General features: G+C 43.8%; 14 protein-coding genes, 2 tRNA genes and 1 pseudogene. 16 read left to right on the forward strand and 1 reads right to left on the reverse strand.

Annotated features, from left to right (window positions below; all coding sequences use genetic code 11):
- The 7 genes from ACRRU2_RS21365 (at position 1) to ACRRU2_RS21395 (ending at position 10,158) form a co-directional block, all read left to right on the forward strand.
- On the forward strand, positions 1 to 975 hold the full coding sequence (locus ACRRU2_RS21365; RefSeq protein ID WP_432504856.1) for a Gfo/Idh/MocA family protein: 975 nt from the start codon (positions 1 to 3) through the stop codon (positions 973 to 975).
- A 22-nt stretch (positions 976 to 997) separates the two neighbouring features.
- Positions 998 to 3,985, forward strand: a complete 2,988-nt coding sequence (locus tag ACRRU2_RS21370) for a glycosyl hydrolase (protein ID WP_432504858.1) — start codon at positions 998 to 1,000, stop codon at positions 3,983 to 3,985.
- 22 nt (positions 3,986 to 4,007) lie between these two features.
- Positions 4,008 to 4,748, forward strand: a complete 741-nt coding sequence (locus ACRRU2_RS21375) for a glucosamine-6-phosphate deaminase (RefSeq protein WP_432504860.1) — start codon at positions 4,008 to 4,010, stop codon at positions 4,746 to 4,748.
- Positions 4,749 to 4,762: 14 nt separating this feature from the next.
- Entirely contained in the window at positions 4,763 to 6,010 is a 1,248-nt protein-coding gene (locus tag ACRRU2_RS21380; RefSeq protein ID WP_432504862.1) for a Gfo/Idh/MocA family protein, read from the forward strand.
- 178 nt (positions 6,011 to 6,188) lie between these two features.
- Positions 6,189 to 7,661 carry an aminotransferase class I/II-fold pyridoxal phosphate-dependent enzyme gene (locus ACRRU2_RS21385; RefSeq protein ID WP_331700956.1) on the forward strand — a complete coding sequence of 491 codons (1,473 nt, stop codon included), beginning with the start codon at positions 6,189 to 6,191 and terminating at the stop codon, positions 7,659 to 7,661.
- Between the two features lie 14 nt (positions 7,662 to 7,675).
- Entirely contained in the window at positions 7,676 to 8,911 is a 1,236-nt protein-coding gene (gene glyA / locus ACRRU2_RS21390) for a serine hydroxymethyltransferase (protein WP_331700955.1), read from the forward strand.
- A gap of 65 nt (positions 8,912 to 8,976) precedes the next feature.
- A complete protein-coding gene (locus ACRRU2_RS21395; protein ID WP_331700954.1) occupies positions 8,977 to 10,158 on the forward strand; it encodes an acetylornithine transaminase in 1,182 nt (393 codons plus the stop codon).
- A gap of 21 nt (positions 10,159 to 10,179) precedes the next feature.
- On the opposite strand, the gene ACRRU2_RS21400 is transcribed toward ACRRU2_RS21395, so the two are convergent.
- Positions 10,180 to 11,076, reverse strand: coding sequence for a LysR family transcriptional regulator (locus tag ACRRU2_RS21400; protein ID WP_331700953.1), 897 nt, complete (start codon positions 11,074 to 11,076; stop codon positions 10,180 to 10,182).
- Between the two features lie 99 nt (positions 11,077 to 11,175).
- Between ACRRU2_RS21400 and serC the strand changes: the two genes are divergently transcribed.
- The 9 genes and pseudogenes from serC (at position 11,176) to ACRRU2_RS21445 (ending at position 20,163) form a co-directional block, all read left to right on the forward strand.
- The gene (gene serC / locus ACRRU2_RS21405) at positions 11,176 to 12,261 is read left to right on the forward strand and encodes a 3-phosphoserine/phosphohydroxythreonine transaminase (protein WP_432504865.1); all 1,086 of its coding nucleotides are present in this window, start codon (positions 11,176 to 11,178) and stop codon (positions 12,259 to 12,261) included.
- Positions 12,262 to 12,273: 12 nt separating this feature from the next.
- Complete coding sequence (locus ACRRU2_RS21410; RefSeq protein WP_331700951.1) at positions 12,274 to 12,888, forward strand: HAD family hydrolase; 615 nt, start codon at positions 12,274 to 12,276, stop codon at positions 12,886 to 12,888.
- A gap of 323 nt (positions 12,889 to 13,211) precedes the next feature.
- Positions 13,212 to 13,285: transfer RNA gene (locus ACRRU2_RS21415), tRNA-Cys, on the forward strand.
- Positions 13,286 to 13,312: 27 nt separating this feature from the next.
- Positions 13,313 to 13,386, forward strand: a tRNA-Cys gene (locus tag ACRRU2_RS21420).
- Positions 13,387 to 13,503: 117 nt separating this feature from the next.
- On the forward strand, positions 13,504 to 14,214 hold the full coding sequence (locus tag ACRRU2_RS21425; protein WP_331700949.1) for a type 1 glutamine amidotransferase: 711 nt from the start codon (positions 13,504 to 13,506) through the stop codon (positions 14,212 to 14,214).
- Between the two features lie 898 nt (positions 14,215 to 15,112).
- Complete coding sequence (locus ACRRU2_RS21430) at positions 15,113 to 17,260, forward strand: ATP-binding protein (protein WP_432504868.1); 2,148 nt, start codon at positions 15,113 to 15,115, stop codon at positions 17,258 to 17,260.
- Positions 17,261 to 17,267: 7 nt separating this feature from the next.
- On the forward strand, positions 17,268 to 17,978 hold the full coding sequence (locus tag ACRRU2_RS21435) for a response regulator transcription factor (protein ID WP_432504870.1): 711 nt from the start codon (positions 17,268 to 17,270) through the stop codon (positions 17,976 to 17,978).
- Positions 17,979 to 18,339: 361 nt separating this feature from the next.
- Positions 18,340 to 18,501: pseudogene (locus tag ACRRU2_RS21440) on the forward strand (S-layer homology domain-containing protein); the annotation flags it as partial.
- Between the two features lie 15 nt (positions 18,502 to 18,516).
- Complete coding sequence (locus tag ACRRU2_RS21445; protein WP_331700946.1) at positions 18,517 to 20,163, forward strand: clostripain-related cysteine peptidase; 1,647 nt, start codon at positions 18,517 to 18,519, stop codon at positions 20,161 to 20,163.
- Positions 20,164 to 20,314: the final 151 nt, after the last annotated feature.

The raw sequence follows: 20,314 nt of genomic DNA on the forward strand, positions 1-20,314 counted from the left end.
ATGGAAATCAGATTTGGTGTTATCGGAGCGGGCGGCATATCTAGCCATCATATTCGCGTGTTTGAACAGATAGGCAATGTCCGAGTTGTTAGTGTTTTTGACGTAAATACCGAACAGGCAGCTAAGCTTGCATCCAAGACAGGGGCAGCAATTGCTGCCTCTGCGGAAGAGGTGCTTGATCCAGAGCAAATTGATGCGGTCTTAATTTGTTCACCGCAATTTGCTAGAGGGAACTTGGAGGAGCTTGCTGCTAACAGAAATATTCATCTGTTAGTTGAAAAGCCGCTCGGTCTGCAGATTGATGAGGTACAGCAGAAGCAAAGGGTGATCGAGCAATCAGGCATTATTCATGCTGCAGGGTACTGTTTAAGGTATTTGGATACTGTACAGCTTGCTAAGCAATATTTGCATAATAGAAAAATACATTTAGTACAGGTTCAGCGTTATGGAGCTGCACATCCGGCAAAATGGTGGAATCAGCTTGCCGCTTCGGGTGGTTTTTTAGTGGATGCTGTAACACATCAGGTTGATCTTGTTCGTTATTTAATCGGTGAGTTTCATAGTGTTTATGCTAATTTCGGACGTAATTCAATAAAGGATAGCAATCCGGAAGCAACGATTTATGATGGCGGAGCTGTAACATTTACGATGAAAAATGGCGCAGTAGGCACTTTAACAGAGTCCTGTCATTCCCTTCATTATAATGAAGCAGAAATTAAAATATTTGGAGCGGATTTTTTCTTGTCTCTGAACAAAAATGGCACGCAGCTTACTATTATCGACGAATCGCAGCATATGACACGAATATCGAAGCAGGATGCTTATTATGAACAAAATAAACAGTTTGTTGAAGCTGTGTTAAGCAGTTCAGCAGAACAAATTTTATGCAATTATGGCGATGCCGCTAAGACGCTTGCCTTTACATTAGCTGCTAACCGCTCTTTTATTGAGCAGACTAGCATCTGTTTAGATTAGCTGGTTTGGAGGGATATATGCGATGAAAGAAACTATGACACCGATATCCTTCTGGTTTCTTAATCATTTGCTTGAGGAAAATGAGTTGATATGGCAGCTGGACGAGATGAAAGATAAAGGGTTTAAAGGGGTTTTTATTCATCCGCGAGATGGACTGGAAACCCCCTATTTATCCGAGGATTGGATGGAAAAGGTAGAGCTGATTGTGAACTATTGTGAGCAAATCGGCTTGCATGCATGGTTGTATGATGAGGATCCATATCCTAGCGGGACAGCTGGCGGAATGGTTACTTTTCATAAACCGGAATTTTTAGCAAAGTCGTTATTTATGGAATCGATGGTTAGTGCTGGCGGAAAACTCTGCTTTGACTTTCCGGTTGGCAGATTGATTAAGGTGTTTGCCATACCTATTAAGGATGGCGCTCAGAGAAGTGAGTGGATTGATTTAACAAGCCGAACAGGTATTGTTCGTGTCAATTGGAGCCCCTCCTATGTACATCACTGGCATTATTTTGGACGATACGAGGATGAAGGGAATCCTCACTGGCGAACAGCTGCGGGCAGTTCGGTATATAGAACGATGGCAGTGCTGCCAACAGGGGATTGGAAAATTTGCGCGTTTGTAATACGAAATATAGTTCCATCGTCTAGAGGCGGTTATGCGGATCTGCTTAATCCGGAAGCGGTTCGTTATTTTATGGAGCTTACGCATAAGCGTTATGCTGCTAGATTCGGCAATAAATTTGGCAGCACGATCCCAGGCATGTTTACGGATGAACCTAAAGTGCTCGGTATTGTAGCTTGGACAGAGCAGTTTCCATCTTATTTTAAAAAAATGTTTGATTATGAGCTTACTGATCAATTGCCGCATCTTTTTATGCAGCTTGACGGACATACTGCACAAATTAGGCATGACTATCGTTATGCGCTTAGTCGACTTATTCTGGAATCATTTATAGAACCAATTGCGAAATGGTGTCAGGAGCATCACTTATTATATACGGGACATTTAAGCCCAGAGGAAGATCCAATCGGACAGACACATTTTACACCTTATTTAATGTCTTTATTAAGGCCCTTTTCGTTGCCTGGAACGGATTTAATAGCTGGACTTATCGGTGATGAGCAAAGACCGCTTTTACATTTGGGGCCTAAGCTGGTCAGTTCAGTCGCTCATCATGGCGGTAAACCAGGGGCAATGGTGGAGACATTTGGTGCAAATGGCTGGGATATGACGATTGGCGATATGCAACGCATGACAGATTGGCTATTCGTAATGGGGATTACCGATATTGTGACACATGCGCAGTTTTATTCTATTGATGGACAACGCAAGCGTGAGGCTCCACCGTCGATCTTTTATCAATCGAGCTATTGGAGTTTTTATGAGACATATTCACAGCGACTGACCGATTTATCTAATCGTTTGAAACGGGGTAAGCATCACTGCCACGTGCTGTTATATTATCCGCAAAGCTCATTTAGTGCTTATTATCCTGATGAGAAGCAGAAGATGGAGCAACTGCGGGATCGGCTCGCATGGCTGCAGCATGAATTATTAGCTAATCAATGGGATTTTGATTGGGTGGATGAAGATGCATTGCTGTCGATGAAGCTTGAAAATGGCAAATGGAAAAATGAAATTAGCGATGAAAGCTATGATGTGCTGCTGCTGTTTGGTGATTTTTTAGAAAGCGAAGCAGTACTGTTTTGCAAGCGAATGGTAGATCAAGGTGCCGAGGCATGGCTTTTAGGAGAGCCGCCGCGGCTCATTCAAACTGCACAAAAGGCTGCCAGCAATGTCGCATCGTACACTGAACAATTTTGGTCTAGGCAGATTGTTGATCCAGCACTTATTACTGAGCTGAGGAATACGGTGAAAAGAGAGGTTGTTCTGCTGGAAGCTGCGGATTCAGAAGCTGAGCAAGTATATGCTCGCGAAGTTTATATGCATACCCGAATGGTTGGCAGCGCTAAACTCATTTTTTTAGTTAATGGGCAAAAAAAATGGCGCAGGCTTTTTGTTCATTTGGATGAGGCAGGACAGCCAAAGCAGCTATCGCTTGCACCTGAAGGCTCTATTTATCTCGAGTGGAGCAAATCTGCAGGCTGGAAGCAGCCGCTCGATAAGGTTGCGAATAGTGACCTGTACGAAACGCCTTCCGTCACGCTAGATATTAGCGATAGCTGGAATATTCAGCCCAAGACAGATAATGTATTGGTGCTGGCAGATTGGCATTGCTCGACTGAGGAGTTGCTCGCGAGTAAAAAATCGATTACGCTGCTTCCGATTCATCGCTTGACGACTCAGCCTGAGCGCCATATGCAGCCGGGGGAGCATGCCTACTGTCGGTTCTTTTTAGACGCAGTACCAGCTGCATTGTATTTAGTGACGGAATCGTTTGCTTTGACTAACGGCATAACTATTTCTGTAAACGGGATAGAATTAAATACAGCCCCTAAGCGAGTGCGCAGATATGATACTCATAACTATGAATGGAACATTGCTTCGGTGTTAAAGCAGGGATTGAACTGGGTAACTGTTTATTTCCCCAATGGGGGAGTATTTTGTGAGCCGCTTAGGCTTTATGGCCGTTTTCTAGCCGAATTATGTTACGCAGGAGCGATGACAGGGACGATCAAGCAGATGGATACAGCGCTGGATGGAAGCGTGTTTTCAGAGTGGTCCTATTTAGGCTTCCCGCACTATTCGGGCGTAATGATGTACGAGAAGGAATTGGTTATTCCAGAAGGATGGTTTCTAAAAGAAGAAAAGGCGGCGTCCATTTGGCTGCAGATAGGCAATTTGGCAGATACAGCGCGCTGCGTTATTAATGGCAATGATGCTGGAACTGTGCTAAGTAAACCGTATGCTTGGGAAGTAACCACTCAGTTGCATGCGGGTGTTAATCATATCTTGATTCTAGTAGCTGGAGGTACGCTTGCTACAATGGAAGGGATTAGCAAACGATGTGGAATTTTCGAAAGTATTAACCTAGTCAGATACTAATATGAAGATAGCGGGGATAAAAATGAATATTAAAATATATGAAAATCCAACGGAATTAGGCGAAGCAGCAGCGCAATATTGCGCTTCTATTCTGCATCAAACGATTCAAGAAAAAGGTGAAGCTGTTATTATTTTGTCTACAGGCTCTTCGCAATTTGAATTTATGCAGTCCTTTGTTGAGATGGACATTGACTGGGGTAAAATTACGATGTTTCATTTGGACGAATATGTTGCTTTGCCGGAATCGCATCCTGCTAGCTTCAGAAAGTATTTAAAGGAACGTTTTTTACAGTTTGTCTCAATAAAAGAAGCATTTTTGGTAAATAGCGAAGGAGATGTGGCGGCTCATTTACAGAAATTAAATAAAGAGCTAGGGAGCCGTACAGTTGATCTGGCTTTGATCGGTATTGGTGAAAATGCCCATATCGCCTTTAATGATCCACCTGCTGATTTTGATACCGATGAAATTTACAAAATTGCAGCTTTAGACGATGCTTGCAAGCAGCAACAGGTTGGAGAAGGCTGGTTTGCCAGCTTGGATGATGTTCCAACTCATGCAATTACGATGACGGTTAAACAAATTATGAAAAGTAAGCATATCGTTTCGGTCGTTCCGCATCAAGTGAAGGCAAAGGCAGTAAAGCTTACATTGGAGCATCAGTTAAGCAATATGGTACCGTCTACTATGCTAAGAGAACACCCTAGATGTACTTTGTTCCTGGACAATGGCTCGGCTTCATTGCTCAATGACGTAAAGGTGTAGAACGAGGGGAGTAAATGATGAAGAAATATGTACTTGTAGGAGCGGGACATCGGGCTCGGGCTATGTTTGCGAAACCACTTGCCACAGAGTATGGCGATGTCGCACTCCTTTCTGGTATTTACGATCATAATCAAGTTCGAGCAGAGGCATTAAGTAAAGAATGCGGAGATATTCCAGTTTTTTTAAGCTTTGAACAAATGCTCAATCAGGTAAAGCCGGATGTTGTTATTGTAGCCGTTCCAGATGCTTATCATGATAAGTATATTATTGGTGCATTAGAAGCTGACTGCGACGTCATCACTGAAAAACCGATGACGATTGATGGAGTAAAGACTGAAGCGATACTGGCGGCGGAACAGAATTCAAAGGGAAGCATAACCGTGACGTTCAATTTGCGGTTTAACGCCTATATGGCCAAGGTGAAGGAGCTTATTGCTGGAAATGCTGTGGGGGAAATATTAAATATTCATTTTGAATATTTTTTGGACGATGTGCACGGCGCTGATTATTTTAGAAGATGGCATAGCCGAATGGAAATAAGCGGGGGCTTGCTTATACATAAATCTACCCATCATTTTGATATCGTGAATTGGTGGATGGATGACGAGCCGGCCGAGCTGTATGCTTTTGGTACAACGAGGTACTATGGTCCTGTAAGAGAGGAACGGGGTAAACGCTGCTTAAATTGTCACTATACACAAAGCTGTGAGTATTATTGGAATATTCGCGAAGATGATTTCATGAAAGCTTACTATTTAGATGCGGAACAAGAAGAAGACGGCTATATTCGTGATCAATGCGTGTTTGGTGATCATATTAATATTTATGATACGATGTCTGTTAATGTGAAGTATGATCGTGGTGCACTTCTATCTTATTCTCTTATTGCGCATAGTCCATATGAAGGCTGGAAGGCTGTTATTAACGGAACAAAAGGCAGACTTGAATTGGCTGAATATTACAGCGGTGAACAGGCGAAGGAAAACGAAAGACCGATCATACTATATAAGCGAAGTAGAGAAAAAATAATATATATGGTTCCAAAAGTTTCTGGTGCACACGGCGGCGCAGATACACAGCTGCGAGAATTTTTGTTTCGTTCTATCATTACTGATCCTCAGCTTGATCAACAGGCTGGATCTCGTGCAGGCGCAATTTCTTTGTTAATGGGCGAGGCTGCGAATAAGGCAATCTCACAAAATACGCCTGTGCAAATATCATTGAAGACTGCTGTAAAAAAGGACGCTCCTAGATCATTATGATCAGGAGTGTTTTCTTATAAGAAGGAATGCTGCCTCCCCCAATGATAGTTTCCCCTCGTCCAATCGATAGGATATTCCTATGAAAACCATATAATTTATTGAATTGATCAATTAATTTGTTCGCTCTATACTAAATCGAAATACGGATATCGCATTCTGAAAGGATTTGACCGCTATAATGGACCATCACCGCACCCCTTTGTTTACGGCTCTAACGGAGCATGCAAAACGCGATCCCATTCAATTTCATATACCCGGCCACAAAAAAGGGGCAGGAATGGAAAATGGATTTAAAACGTTTCTGGGCGGCAATGCCTTGTCCATCGACTTAATTAATATTGCGCCTCTGGACGATTTACACCAGCCTACCGGTGTAATTGATGAGGCGCAGCGCCTTGCTGCAGATGCGTTTGGCGCAGACTATACGCTGTTTTCTGTACAAGGTACAAGCAGCGCGATTATGACGATGATTATGGCCGTTTGCGGACCAGGTGACAAAATCATCGTGCCTCGCAATTTGCATAAATCCATTTTGTCAGCGGTCATTTTTGCCGGCACGAAGCCTGTATTTATTACGCCTGAACGAGACACCCAATGGGGCGTTGATCATGGTATTTCTGTACGTTCAGTGAGAAAGGCTTTAGAGCGGCATCCAGATGCTAAAGCTGTGCTCGTTATTAATCCGACTTATTTTGGCGTATGCACGAATTTGAAGGCCATCGTGGATTTAGCTCATAGCTATGACATCCCTGTTTTAGTTGATGAAGCGCATGGCGCCTTGCTGCATTTCAACGATAAGCTTCCATTATCGGCGATGCAGGCCGGGGCCGATATGGCAGCGACAAGCATGCATAAGCTTGGCGGTTCCTTGACGCAAAGCTCGCTTCTGCAAATAAAAAAAGGGCTTATCCGCCCTCAAAAGGTGCAAACTATTTTCAGCATGCTGACCACAACCTCCACTTCTTACATTTTGTTGGCATCGCTGGATGCGGCCCGTAAGCATCTGGCTATCGAAGGACGGGAAATGTCCGAAAAAACGATTCGCTTGGCAGAATATGCGAGAGGCCGGATTAATGAAATTGACGGGCTTGCTTCCTTCGGCAGAGAAATATTATGGACGGATGCAGCATTTGACTTTGACCCGACAAAGCTTACCGTGCATGTTCGCGAGCTTGGCATCACCGGTTATGATGCGGAGAACTGGCTGCGGGAGCAATGCAATATCGAAGTGGAGCTGAGCGATTTGTACAATATATTGTGTTTAATCACACCGGGCGATTCGATTGAAGCAGTCGATAGTTTAGTCAATGCCTTAAAAGAGCTGGCCACGGAGAAGCGCAAGCAGCAAGCAGAGATTCATCCAGTGGATGTCGCGCTGCCAGATATTCCAGTGTTAGCTTTAACGCCAAGAGACGCATTCTATTGTGAAACAGAGCTGATTCCTTTCGAGCAGTCAGCCGGCAGAATTATTTCTGAATCTATTTATGTATATCCGCCAGGCATTCCTATATTGTTACCCGGTGAAGTCATCGCCAGGCAGCATATTCAATATATAATGGAGCATTTGAAGGTCGGACTGCCTGTCAAAGGTCCCGAGGATTTAACCGTTAAGCACGTCAAAGTTGCTATAGAAGAGAAAGCAATATTTTAGAGGAGGATACTGAAATGAATTACTTACTTAAACAAGATCCTGTAATTGCTGATGCGATTCAGCTGGAGCTGGGACGTCAGCGCGATAAAATCGAGCTGATCGCGTCTGAAAATTTTGTGAGCAGCGCCGTTTTGGAAGCGATGGGAACAGTTTTAACTAATAAGTATGCTGAAGGTTATCCGGGAAAAAGGTTTTATGGCGGCTGTGAGCACGTCGATGTCGTAGAAGATTTGGCGAGACAAAGAGTGAAGGATTTATTTGGAGCAGAGCATGCCAATGTGCAGCCCCACTCAGGCGCGCAAGCAAATATGGCCGTATACTTCGCCAGCGTGAAGCCGGGCGATACTATTCTTGGCATGAACTTGGCACATGGCGGACATTTGACGCATGGCAGCCCGGCGAATGCTGCGGCAAAATTGTATAACTTTGTCCCTTATGGCGTAAATAGCGAAACCTTCCGCATCGATTACGATGAAGTGCGCAAGCTGGCGCATAAACATAAACCGCGCATGATTGTCGTAGGAGCGAGTGCGTATCCGCGCACAATTGAATTTGAGCCTTTTGCCCAAATTGCAGAAGAGATCGGCGCCTTGTTCTTTGTTGATATGGCGCATATTGCTGGAATTATCGCTGCTGGCTTGCATCCCAATCCTGTCCCGCATGCACATTTTGTAACGACTACCACTCATAAAACGCTGCGCGGACCTAGAGGAGGCGTCATTTTATGCCGCAATTCATGGGCTCAAGCCATTGATAAAGCAGTCTTTCCTACTACGCAGGGCGGTCCGTTAATGCATGTGATTGCAGCTAAAGCGGTTGCATTTGGAGAAAATGCCAAGCCAGAATTTAGAGATTATATGGAGCGTGTCGTTCAGAACGCCAAAGTATTGGCGGAAGCTTTAATGGAACAAGGTTTCCATGTCGTATCTGGGGGAACGGATAATCATCTTGTGCTAATCGACCTTCGCAATATGGGCTTGAATGGAAAAGAAGCTCAGCTGCTTTTGGATAATATCGGCGTTACTGTGAACAAGAATACGATTCCTTTTGATACAGCTAGTCCTCTGATTACGAGCGGAATTCGGCTTGGAACGCCTGCTGCAACGACAAGAGGCATGGGAACCAATGAGATGAAAATGATCGCGGATATAATTGCACAAGCATTAAAAAGTCCAAATGATTCAACGATTCAGGAAAAGATGAGTCAAAGAGTGAAAGAGATAACTTCGCAATTCCCTTTGTATGATTAAAACAAAATAGCGTCTACGCCATAGGAAGCCGTACGCGCGTAATGTTCGGTGGGGAGTGAGATCATATGAATACTGTAGAGACGAGCAGCGCTTTGTTCCCGACGTATATGAAATATCCGATTACGCTTGTAAAAGGGGAAGGCAGCAAGGTCTGGGATGATGGGGGCAAGCAATATTTAGATTTTATGGCTGGGATTGCGGTTTGTAATCTGGGTCATGTGCCTGAAAAAGTAAAGAAAAAGGTGCAGGAGCAGCTTGATCAGCTTTGGCATGTTTCTAATTTGTTTCATATTCCTAATCAGGAAAGACTTGCTCAATTGCTTGCAGAAAACAGCTGTACAGATCTTGTTTTTTTCTGTAACAGCGGCGCTGAGGCGAATGAAGCTGCGATAAAATGTGCCAGAAGATATCATCAGCGGGTGCTGGGCAACGACAGATACGAAATTATCACTTTCGAGAAGTCGTTTCATGGCCGGACAATGGCGACGTTGACGGCTACCGGACAGGATAAAGTGAAGGACGGCTTTTATCCGCTGCCAGGCGGATTCTCATATGCGCCATATAATGATATTGCAGCTGTAAAAGAGAAAATTACCGATAAAACGGCTGCTATTATGCTGGAGCTCGTGCAAGGTGAGGGAGGCTTATACCCTGCGGAGCATGAATTTGTTCGCCAGCTTTCAGCCTTGTGCCAGCAGTATGGCCTGCTGCTTATTGTGGATGAGGTACAGACTGGGATAGGGCGAACGGGAAAATTATTTGCTTATGAGCATTATGGGATTGAGCCGGATATTATTACACTGGCCAAAGGGCTGGCAAGCGGCTTTCCGATAGGGGCAATGATGGGCAAGAAGAAGCTGCGCGAGGCATTTTCGGCAGGCAGTCATGCTTCCACCTTTGGAGGCGCTCCGCTCGCTGCAGCAGCAGGTATTGCTACACTAGAAACGATGGTCGAAGAGCGTTTGTATGATCGCGCGGATCAAGTTGGAGCATATGCCTTAGAGAGACTCAATAATCAGCTGCAGTCCTATTCGGCTGTGAAGTCGATAAGAGGTATCGGTCTATTGATTGGCATTGAATGTTACCAGCCCGTTGCGCCGATTATTCAGAAGCTTGTCCAGCACGGCTTGCTTGTGCTGGCAGCGGGGACGCATGTCATTCGGCTAGTACCGAATTTATATATAACGAATGAAGAAGTCGATCAAGCTGTAAATATTATTGCAAGCGTGCTGAAGGATGCCGAGTAATCGGCATCCCCTTAAGCATTCCTAGTCAAACTGATCACTTTTTACCGTTGTAATTAATTGCTCCATAAACACGCGGCTAGCTGCGCATAAATATTTGTTTTTTCGATAGGCAATACCGATTTGGGTGGTGAGCACTGGATTTTGAATCGGAATTGTCCGAATCTGCTTATTGTCGATGTAATCAAGATAAGCTTTAGGCAGGATAGTGACGCCAACCCCTTTGCAGACCATATTAACGATTGACTCCATCGTTGTCATTTCCATAATAGGCTGGGGTGCGAAGTCCTGCTCGCGGCACTTTTCATTTATTAACTGTCTCATAAAATAAGTGCTTGGCAATAAGACGGATGGAGTGTCCTTCAAAACGTCCAGCTTTACAAATGGCTTTTTAGCAATAGGATGATCAATCGGCGCCGCAAGAGCAAGATTTTGCTTGTAGAGCGGGATAGTCTCCAAATCGTCATGCTCCATAGGCAAAAATACAATGCCCAAATCAAGCTCATTTTGCAACAGGCCATTATAAATATCGCCTGTCCGCAGACCAAGTACGGATAGCTCTACATTCGGGTAGCTGCGATGGAATCCGATTACTGTAGGCGGAAGCAAGTAATTGACGACCGTAAGCAGAGCGCCGATTTTTAAAGTGCCGCGTTCTAAGCCTTGTATTTCACTAATCGCGGCTTTTGCCTGCGACAGCTCGTGAAAAACATTATAGCTATGATGGAGCAATGTTTTCCCCGCTTCGGTTATAATCGTTTTTTTGCCGACTCGATCAAATAGCGGTGTGCCGATTTCATGCTCCAAAAGACGAATTTGCTGGCTCAATGATGGCTGTGCGATGCCAAGCTTTTCAGCAGCACGTGTAAAATGCAGCTCTCGGCAAACGGCCATAAAGTACTCTAACTGCTTCAATTCCATTGGGTGTTCTCCTTTATCAAGCTATAAAATAATAGGTTATTACAATCATTGTAAGATAAATCATTCGAAATATCTATAGAATAGTAGGGGGATATGGAAATGAATCAAGTTTTTAACTTTAATGCAGGACCAGCTGGACTGCCTTCAGAAGTGATGCTTGAAGTGCAGGAGGAAATTTTGGACCTTCAAGGGACAGGATTATCCATACTCGAAATATCGCATCGAAGTAAGGAATATGAAGCGATCAACGATGAGTCTCAGCAGCTGCTCAAACAACTGCTGCAAATCTCATCTGAGTATGAGGTGCTATTCCTGCAAGGAGGCGCAAGCACGCAGTTTGCTATGGTGCCTATGAACTTCTTGACAGCTGGACGCGTAGGAAGCTATGTGCACAGCGGCACATGGTCGGGAAAAGCGATCGCCGAAGCGCTAAAGATTGGCGAGACTGCTATAGCGGCAAGCTCAGAGGAAGATCAATTTAAGAAAATGCCCGATTTACAGCATATGAAGCTTCATCCGAAAACTGCTTACGTTCACCTTACAACTAATGAGACGATTGCAGGCACCCAGTTCCAAAGCTTTACTAATACAGAGGAAATTCCGCTTATTGCGGATATGTCCAGTGATATTTTGTCCCGCTCTTTTGATGCTTCTAATTTCTCGCTGATTTATGCCGGCGCGCAAAAAAATTTAGGAGCTTCAGGTGTTGTCATTGTCATTGTGAAGCGAGATATGCTGAATCGTGTTTCTGCCCATATTCCTGATATTATGAACTATCGCGTACATGCCAATAGCGGTTCACTGTATAATACGCCGCCCGTATTTGGAGTATATCTTGTCAATCTTATGCTTAAATGGATCCGTAATAATGGAGGGGTGAAGGCCATTGAACGCCGCAACCAGCTTAAAGCTGATTTGCTGTATAGCACGATAGACGAGAGCGGCGGATTCTATATGGGACTTGCCGACCCGCAAAGCCGTTCGACAATGAATGTCACCTTCGGAATTAGCTCAGACGATTTAGAAAAAAAGTTTTTACAAGAAGCAGCACAGCATGGGTTTGTTGGGCTAAAGGGGCATCGGGATGCGGGGCATTTGCGAGCGTCGATTTATAATGCGGTAACGTTCGAACAATGTAAGGCGCTGACTGATTTTATGGCCGATTTTCAAAAAAGATTTGGCTGAGGAGGATTGAACATGTATCAGAACATTGTATTTGACGTGGATGGAACGCTTCTTGATTCAGATCAGGCCATTCTAATATCCTTGCACAAGGTTTTGCTTGAAGAGCTCGGCAGAGAGTTTTCTGCGGAAGAGCTGACGCCTGTATTAGGCATGCCGACTAAGAAAAGCTTGAAACTGCTCAAGGTTCCTGATGTTGATCGTGCAGATGCCAGACTGCTGCAATATTTGAAGGAGCATAACGATTTGATGACTCTCTATTCAGGCATTACAGATATGCTCGAAAAACTTGTGGAAGATAATATTCATATTGGAATTGTCACCTCTAAAACTCGGGAGGAGTTTCAGGTCGATTTTATACCGCTTGGCATTCACCATTATTTTTCCCATATTATTTGTGCAGATGATACAGCAAAGCATAAGCCAGAACCGGATCCTTTATTGAAATATGTAGAACAAACCGGTATAAATCCGGCAACAACGCTTTATGTTGGGGATACGGTATATGATCAGAAATGCGCGAACGGAGCTGGAATTGATTTTGCTCTCGCATTGTGGGGAGCCAAGCAGCCCGAAAGTACTGAAGCTCAACATAGATTGAGCATGCCGGAAGATATTCTTAAAATATAAGAAAGCATAAGTTTTTGCACCTTATATCTGTTCTTATATTTCATCGGTAAACGCGCCAGTCCAGAGGATGACGGAGCCGTTTATCCTTGGCCGAATAGGAAGCTGATTTTAGCATAATGAACGCAACCGGTTGATTGCGGCAATAGTCCACACCTACATGATTCGTCATTGCAGTTAGACTTCTCTTAAAAAGAAACGGTGCAATGACGAATAGAAAATGAAAGATTGATAGGCTAAACCAATCATTATTAGTAAAAAGTTGAAATTGATCATATTGATCAAAAAAAGTATTGTTAAAATATAGCTAGTTGATGTTCTTGTTAGGGAGTATAGCCAAATGGTAAGGCGAAGGCGTGCATAGCCTTAGGTTCTGGTTCAAGTCCAGATACTCCCTCCAATAAATTAGCTTGCATGCAATTCATAGGGGAGTATAGCCAAATGGCAAGGCGAAGGTGTGCATAACCTTAGGTTTTGGTTCGAATCCAGATACTCCCTCCAACAAAAAAACTATACTCATTTAGGTAGAGAGCAGGGGGGAGGCAACCCTGCTTGTCTTGTTTTATAGTTAGATATGTAGTTTTAGGTACAACAATAACGATAGAGGGTGGAATTACGATGAGAATTCACTATTTGCAGCATGTCCCTTTTGAAACGCCTGAGTATATAAGCGATTGGGCCAAAGAGAGAGGGTATATGCTGACAGGGTCTTTAACTTACGATAATCATCGATTTCCAGAACTATCTGAATTTGATATGCTCGTCATTATGGGCGGACCGATGGGTGTATACGATGAAGAGAAATATCCATGGCTTGCTCGTGAGAAGCAGTTTATAAAAAAATCCATACAACAGCGAAAGCTGGTGCTTGGCATATGCCTTGGGGCACAGCTCATTGCAGAGGCTATCGGCGGCAGGGTTTACAAAAACGAGCATAAGGAAATTGGCTGGTTTCCCATACAGTTGACGAATTGGTCTAAGCATACTGAGCTTTTCAAGGTGCTGCCCAAAGATTTTACGGCATTTCACTGGCATGGAGATACATTTGAGCTTCCACCTGCTGCCATGCGCATTGCATTTAGCAAAGGCTGCGCCAATCAAGCTTTCGAATACGATGACCACGTAGTTGGGCTGCAATTCCATTTGGAGAGCAGTAATGCGAGTATTCGAAGGCTGGTTGATCATTGCCCCGATGATTTGGAGCCAGGCATATATGTGCAGAAACCTAATGAAATGCTGGATCAAGACGAATATTTGGCTCAGTCAAATGCAATCCTCTTTACATTGCTCGATGCGATGGTAAGTAAGCATGCCAAAGGTAACTTCTAACGGTTGCCACAGGCGCTAATCATGCGAAAATGAAGCATTAAATTTTCTAACGGTTGCCATCGTGCTTAATATCGTAAAAACCGCTAATTTCTTAGAAAAATGGTGCAATAGCGCCCATGACAACCGTTAAAATATAAATTCGGTTAAAAACATCGAAATAGCCTCGTTGGCAACCGTTAGAGCGGTTTTGACGAGGAATGGGGTTGTCCGATCAACCTTAGTAAGGTATTGATTGAGAAAAGGGCTAGATTACCGTGAGATAGTTTGGAGGAAAGGTGTTGTTCAACTTTTACCTGCCTGCAAGTAAACGTCATTGAAGCTAAAAGTGTAAGTTCAAAGGGAATCTATCCCTGGAACTTACGCTTTTTTATTGAGCTGTTTCTGAGTAGTGAAGCTGCTGATGCGACAGCTTCTTTTTACTATTATTCTTGTCTCTAGTGGAGTTGTGAGCATTTCATTTTGGCGAATTCTATTGTTATCTTATGTATTACATGTATAATGAATAAATAATTTTCTGAGGCGCGTTGTCTATTAGACAATATTGGTTCGGCTAAAGTGATGGAGAAATCAGGCATGCAGTTAGAAGGTGTATTGCGGAAAGCAGTATACAATAAAGGAATCCATCAGGATTTGAAGTCTATTCTATTATATATAGTGCTGTCTAGAGAGTAAAACCATTCGATTTAAGCGCAAGGTAGCTCAAGTAAAACGTACTGTGGGTTTGCACGTTAAGGAAGCGTCCAGGGATGGACGGTTTTTCTTACGCTCACAAAAAGGACCTCATAGTGATTTTTGTGTTGAAGCCTCTCAGATATTTTAAGGGCACAAATTTCTTAAATGATGATATTATTTAGATAACTTACTTATTGCACTAATGTAGATTGGGGTCAGGTTCATAATGAGGGGTATTCTCCGATTAGGTTCTCGTACGATCTTGTTATATATAGCTGCAGCCGTTGTTGTCGGTTTGGTTGCAAGCTATGCTGTCATCCCTGCACCGGACTCCCCTAAACTCCAAAGTGAAAAAGGCGTTCTGGATTTAACGCAGGTTCATGTCAGTGAGAATCCGCTAAAGTTAAAAGGGGAGTGGGCGTTCTACTGGCAAGAGCTGCTGTCGCCGGAGGACATACAGATCCGCTTGGCAAGGGACGGAAATAATGACAGCTGGATCAGTATCCCGGGCTCCTGGCTAGGCTATTGGTTTGATGGTCAGCAACTGGACGGTACAGGCTTTGCAACCTTTCGGGTGGTCATCCAGCTTAGCGAGCAGGATCGAAATGAGAGGCTTGCTCTGAGGGTGCCGACTATTTTTCATGCGTATAAATTATGGGTGAATGGCGAGCTGCTGGCAGAAGTCGGTCTGGTTGGTCAGGACAAGAGCAGAGTGACACCTCATCTTGCAACAAAGCTGGTGTTCATCCAGCCCGAGAATGACACCGTGGAACTGGTTATACAAGCAGCCAACTTCCATCATAAGCGAGGCGGTATCACCAAGTATATCGAATTGGGCGGCAGTGATGTGTTAATGGTCAGGACAAATCTGAAAATTGCTGCTGAAATGTTCATAATCACAAGCCTGCTGGTAATTGGCATCTATCACCTGCTATTGTTCATACTGCGACGCAAAGACAGAGCCCCATTGTATTTTGGTCTGTTCACCTTGTTGTTCGGTATTCGATCCTTGCTGGTCGGCGAGCTCTTGATCACACAATTGTGGCCAGCTTTTCCATGGGAATTGCAGTTTAAGATCGAGTACCTGATTCTTTGCAGCAGTGGTTATATTATCACAAAGTACTCTAATTGCATTTTTCCGAATTATGTGTCGAGTTGGTTTCGTCTTGCCACGCGGATCGTAACCGGCGTACTCTGTCTAGTTGTTGTGGTGACCCCTGCACTAATATATTCAAAAATGTTACTGATAATCGGTGTAATCGTTGTTCTGCACATGGTGTATCTGATGGTTGGGCTGGTCCAATCGGCTGTGCGGCGTATGGAGGGAGCACTGATCTTCCTGCTGGTGTCGATGGTTGCTTTAGTGACGGTCATCAACGATTTTTTATATTACAACGAATGGTCACGAATCGGAAATACATCTCCGCTTGGTCTGTTGGTGTTTACGATCGCACAGATGATTCTGCTTTCTTCAAGATTTACGAGGGCTGCATCGAACGAAGAAAGGATTGCACGTGAACTGCAGGACGCTAACAACAAGCTGACCGAAATGAATATAAATTTGGAACGGACCGTGCAGGAACGCACGCAGGCCTTATCCGCAGCTCATGATGATCTCCGCACTTCGTATGACCGGTTGCTTCACTACGAGCAAGGGAGAAAAAAGCTTCTTGCCTATATTACGCATGATCTGCGTATGCCGCTGTCCAACATGCTTGGTTATGTAGAAGCTGTGCAGGACAAGGTCAAGCCAGAACATAATGAACAGTACCTGAAGTATATCCGGGATAACACTGTAAGGATTAACCGCATGATTGAGGAGTTATCCTTCTTGTCACATTTGGAGACGGGACAAGTCTCGTACCGAATGGAGCAGGTTCATGTGCATCACTTTTTACGTCGTTTTTTTGAACAATATGAGCTGGTTGTGCGTGATGCAGGGCTCAATTTCATGCTGGATACCAGAGATACGGAAGATCAAGGGACCAAATCACCTGTTGTCGAGATGGATGAGCAAAGACTGGAGCAGGCGTTGTTTAATCTAGTGTCGAACGCGATGAAGTTCACCTCTAGTGATGGGTTGGTGCGAATTGCACTAGCTGTGAACGAGGTGAATCATACCCAATATGCGATTATTAGCGTACAAGATTCTGGCACGGGTATTCCTCCAGATCAGCTCGAGCAAATCTTCGATCGCAATTACAAGTATGATCGACCGGGCGTGGAGAAGAGCGTAGAAGGCAGCGGGCTCGGGCTGGCGATTTGCAGGGAAATCGTACAAGCGCATGGAGGGACGGTTCGAGCGGAGAGCGACGGCAAGACGGGGGCGATCTTCTATGTATCGATCCCTTGTATTGTAAATGAAGGAAGGTGACGATGTGGTGGCCACGCACAAAATAATGATCGTCGATGATGATCCCCATATATGTGAGATTGTTCAGGTGTATTGCGAGAGGGAGGGGTTTCTATCCTCCTACAGTCATAGCGGGACAGAAGCCATGAAGCTGCTTGAGTCTTTCGAGCCCGATTTGATTGTACTGGATGTCATGCTGGCTAATGAAAATGGTATAGATTGGTGCATGAACGCACGCTGCTACACGAATGCGCCGATTGTGTTTCTGAGCAGCCGTGAGGAAGACGAGGTGAAAATCAGCGCATTATCCTATGGCGGCGACGATTATGTAACCAAGCCGTTCAGTCCGGGAGTACTCATGGCCAAGATCAAGGCTCACCTTCGCAGAGTGTCGACGGGCAGAAAGGATCAACTGCTGGAGTTACCGGGTTTGACGCTGGATTTCTACGCTCAGTCCGTTAACATGGGGAGTGAAACCATCCTGTTAACGAAAAAAGAGTTCGGTTTAATGTCCTATATGGCACAAAACGTTAATCGTGTCGTCAGTGTCGATGCGTTGTTCCAGGTTACTTGGGGAATGGAGAGCTTGGAGGATATTAGAACGGTAGCTGTACATATCAGTAATTTACGTAAAAAGATCGAGACTGACCCTGCCAATCCTGAGAGAATTGTTACGATTCGGGGGACAGGATATATGCTGGTTGCCAGAAGTGCGTTGCAAGCGCGAACATTGCGTTAAGTTTGGTAGACTACCATATGTAGGGCGAAATATTCGTAAAATATTGGGGTTTACTTAGCCCGGCTCGGGTTGGGGATAGTTTTTATTCGTTGGAAAAAATGGGATCATGGCGTTGGGGCATTATTTGACGTTGTTGACCCATTTTTTGTTCTTTCCGCTAACTTTGCAATCGACTCTTATCCCAGTTCACGGATATGGCCAGATCCTGTAGATGAAGGCTGCCGTTATTCTAAGTGCGAACTTAAAGTTTTCTTTGTAATTCACCAGAGGTCCCATCTAGCATGATAAAATAAGTTTACAAAATTAGACATAAATTTTCCTGTCTGTTGGTCCAACGGGCGGGTTTTGAGATGTTAGTCCAACGGACTGGTTCTACGATGCGGTCGCCTATGTCCGAAAGAATGGCATATGCAGCGGAACGGGCGTTGACACCTTCTCGCCCAAGGGAACGATGACGCGTGTCATGTATGTGATGGCGCTTGCTTTTTTATTTTTTACATTTAAGAAGGAAATTTTCAAATAGAAAGGTCGGAATTTGATGAAAAATATCCGAAGTGTAATCATTTTTTTAATCTTTCTTCTTGCAATAACTCCAACAGCAGTGGCACAAAACTCAAGCTATGCAGAAGCTCTTAACCACTTGGGATTGTTCAAAGGAACGGGGAATGGATATGAACTTTCGCGGGTGCCTACCAGAGCAGAAGCCCTTGTGATGATGCTTCGACTGTGGGGGAAGGAAGGAGATATTCAGAAAAACACCTACAAAAATCCTTTTAAAGATACTGATTGGGAAAGTTCTTATGTATCGTTTGCATATACAAATGGTATAGTTAACGGAATTAATGAACATAGTTTTGGAGGTAAGCAACCAATCTCTCTCAAACAATATTGTGCAATGGTTTTAAGGGTTTTGGGATATTCAGAAACAAAAGGCGACTTTACATATGAATCCGCGGTTCCTTTTGCCTCAATAGTCTTGGGTCTAGACCTTACAAAAGAAGTCGCATTCAATCGGGGAACTCTTGCCAAAATAAGCAGCTATGCTTTAAACACAAGACCCAAAAACCAAATTGCAACATTAGGTCAAATCCTTCGCGAAACAGATGTTTTCACAACGCAACGTTTAAACGAGGCAAGATCACTTTGGGAGCAGGATAAAAAATTTGATTCCTCGACGATTTTAATATATGCCATTGGTTCTGACCTTGAATCACAACAAGGTCGGCTAACAAGTGATTTGGAAGAAATTTTTCGTGGTCAGCCTAATAAAAATACGAAAGTATTGCTTCAAACAGGTGGAACGCTTAAATATCACAACAACTACATGACTGATGGTGCAGCAGAACGTTTTGAAGTAAGCAATGGAAAACTTGAAAAGCATAAAAGTATCATCAAGACCGACGCATCAGATCCTAAAACCCTAAGGGATTTTCTTGTTTGGGGCAAAACCGTTGCACCAAATGATAGGTATATACTGATTTTATGGGACCATGGGTATGGTACAATGGGTGGATTTGGCGCAGACGAGCTAAACGACCGAAAAACGGTGAAAGTTTCGGAGCTTTCGAAAGCAATCGCTGCATCAGATATGTATTTCGACTTGATCGTCTTTGATGCCTGTCTTATGGGCACAGTTGAAACCGCCTATGCCCTTAGAAACCATGGCAAATATCTTATAGCTTCTGAAGATTTAACCCCCGCTGGAGGGTTGTATTATACGACGTGGATAAGTGCAATGGAGCGAAATCCACAAATTAGCACGGAAAGAGTGGGACGATTAATGTTAGATTCTTTTAACCTTCATTCAGGGATTGAATCTAATCTAGCAACAACAATGTCAATGATGAAGCTTTCTCAAGTAGAAGCGCTGGTTAAGGCAATAGAAGGTGCAAAATTTGATTCCTCACTAACAGACCTTGCAAACAACTCAGAGCTATTAGGCAAAACCGAAGGGATATTTGACCAATATGATCTTATAGATATAATGGGGAAATCATCAGAAATTACTGCTGCAGCCCAAGCACTTGCATTCGAAGTAAGAAATTCAGAAGGCAATAAAAATCGTAATGGCGTGGCTTTATACGTACCTAACAGGAAAATTGAACATGCACATGAAATGAAAGAAGAACTAGAAGCCATTGGTCTTAGCTCAAAGTATATAAAAACAATTTTTAATGAAAATTAGCTGTAAAGGATGATCGTTGTCCAGAATGAGGATGATGATGTCGGAATCGAATAAATATCCGGAATGAGGCTTCGCATGAGTTTACTAAACTTTTGCGAGCCTCTTTTTTGCGTGTCTTGGTCACATAAATGTAACCCTAATTAGTCAAAAA

The sequence above is a fragment of the Paenibacillus sp. GXUN7292 genome (assembly GCF_050864975.1).
In the GTDB taxonomy this organism is placed as follows: Bacteria; Bacillota; Bacilli; order Paenibacillales; family Paenibacillaceae; genus Pristimantibacillus.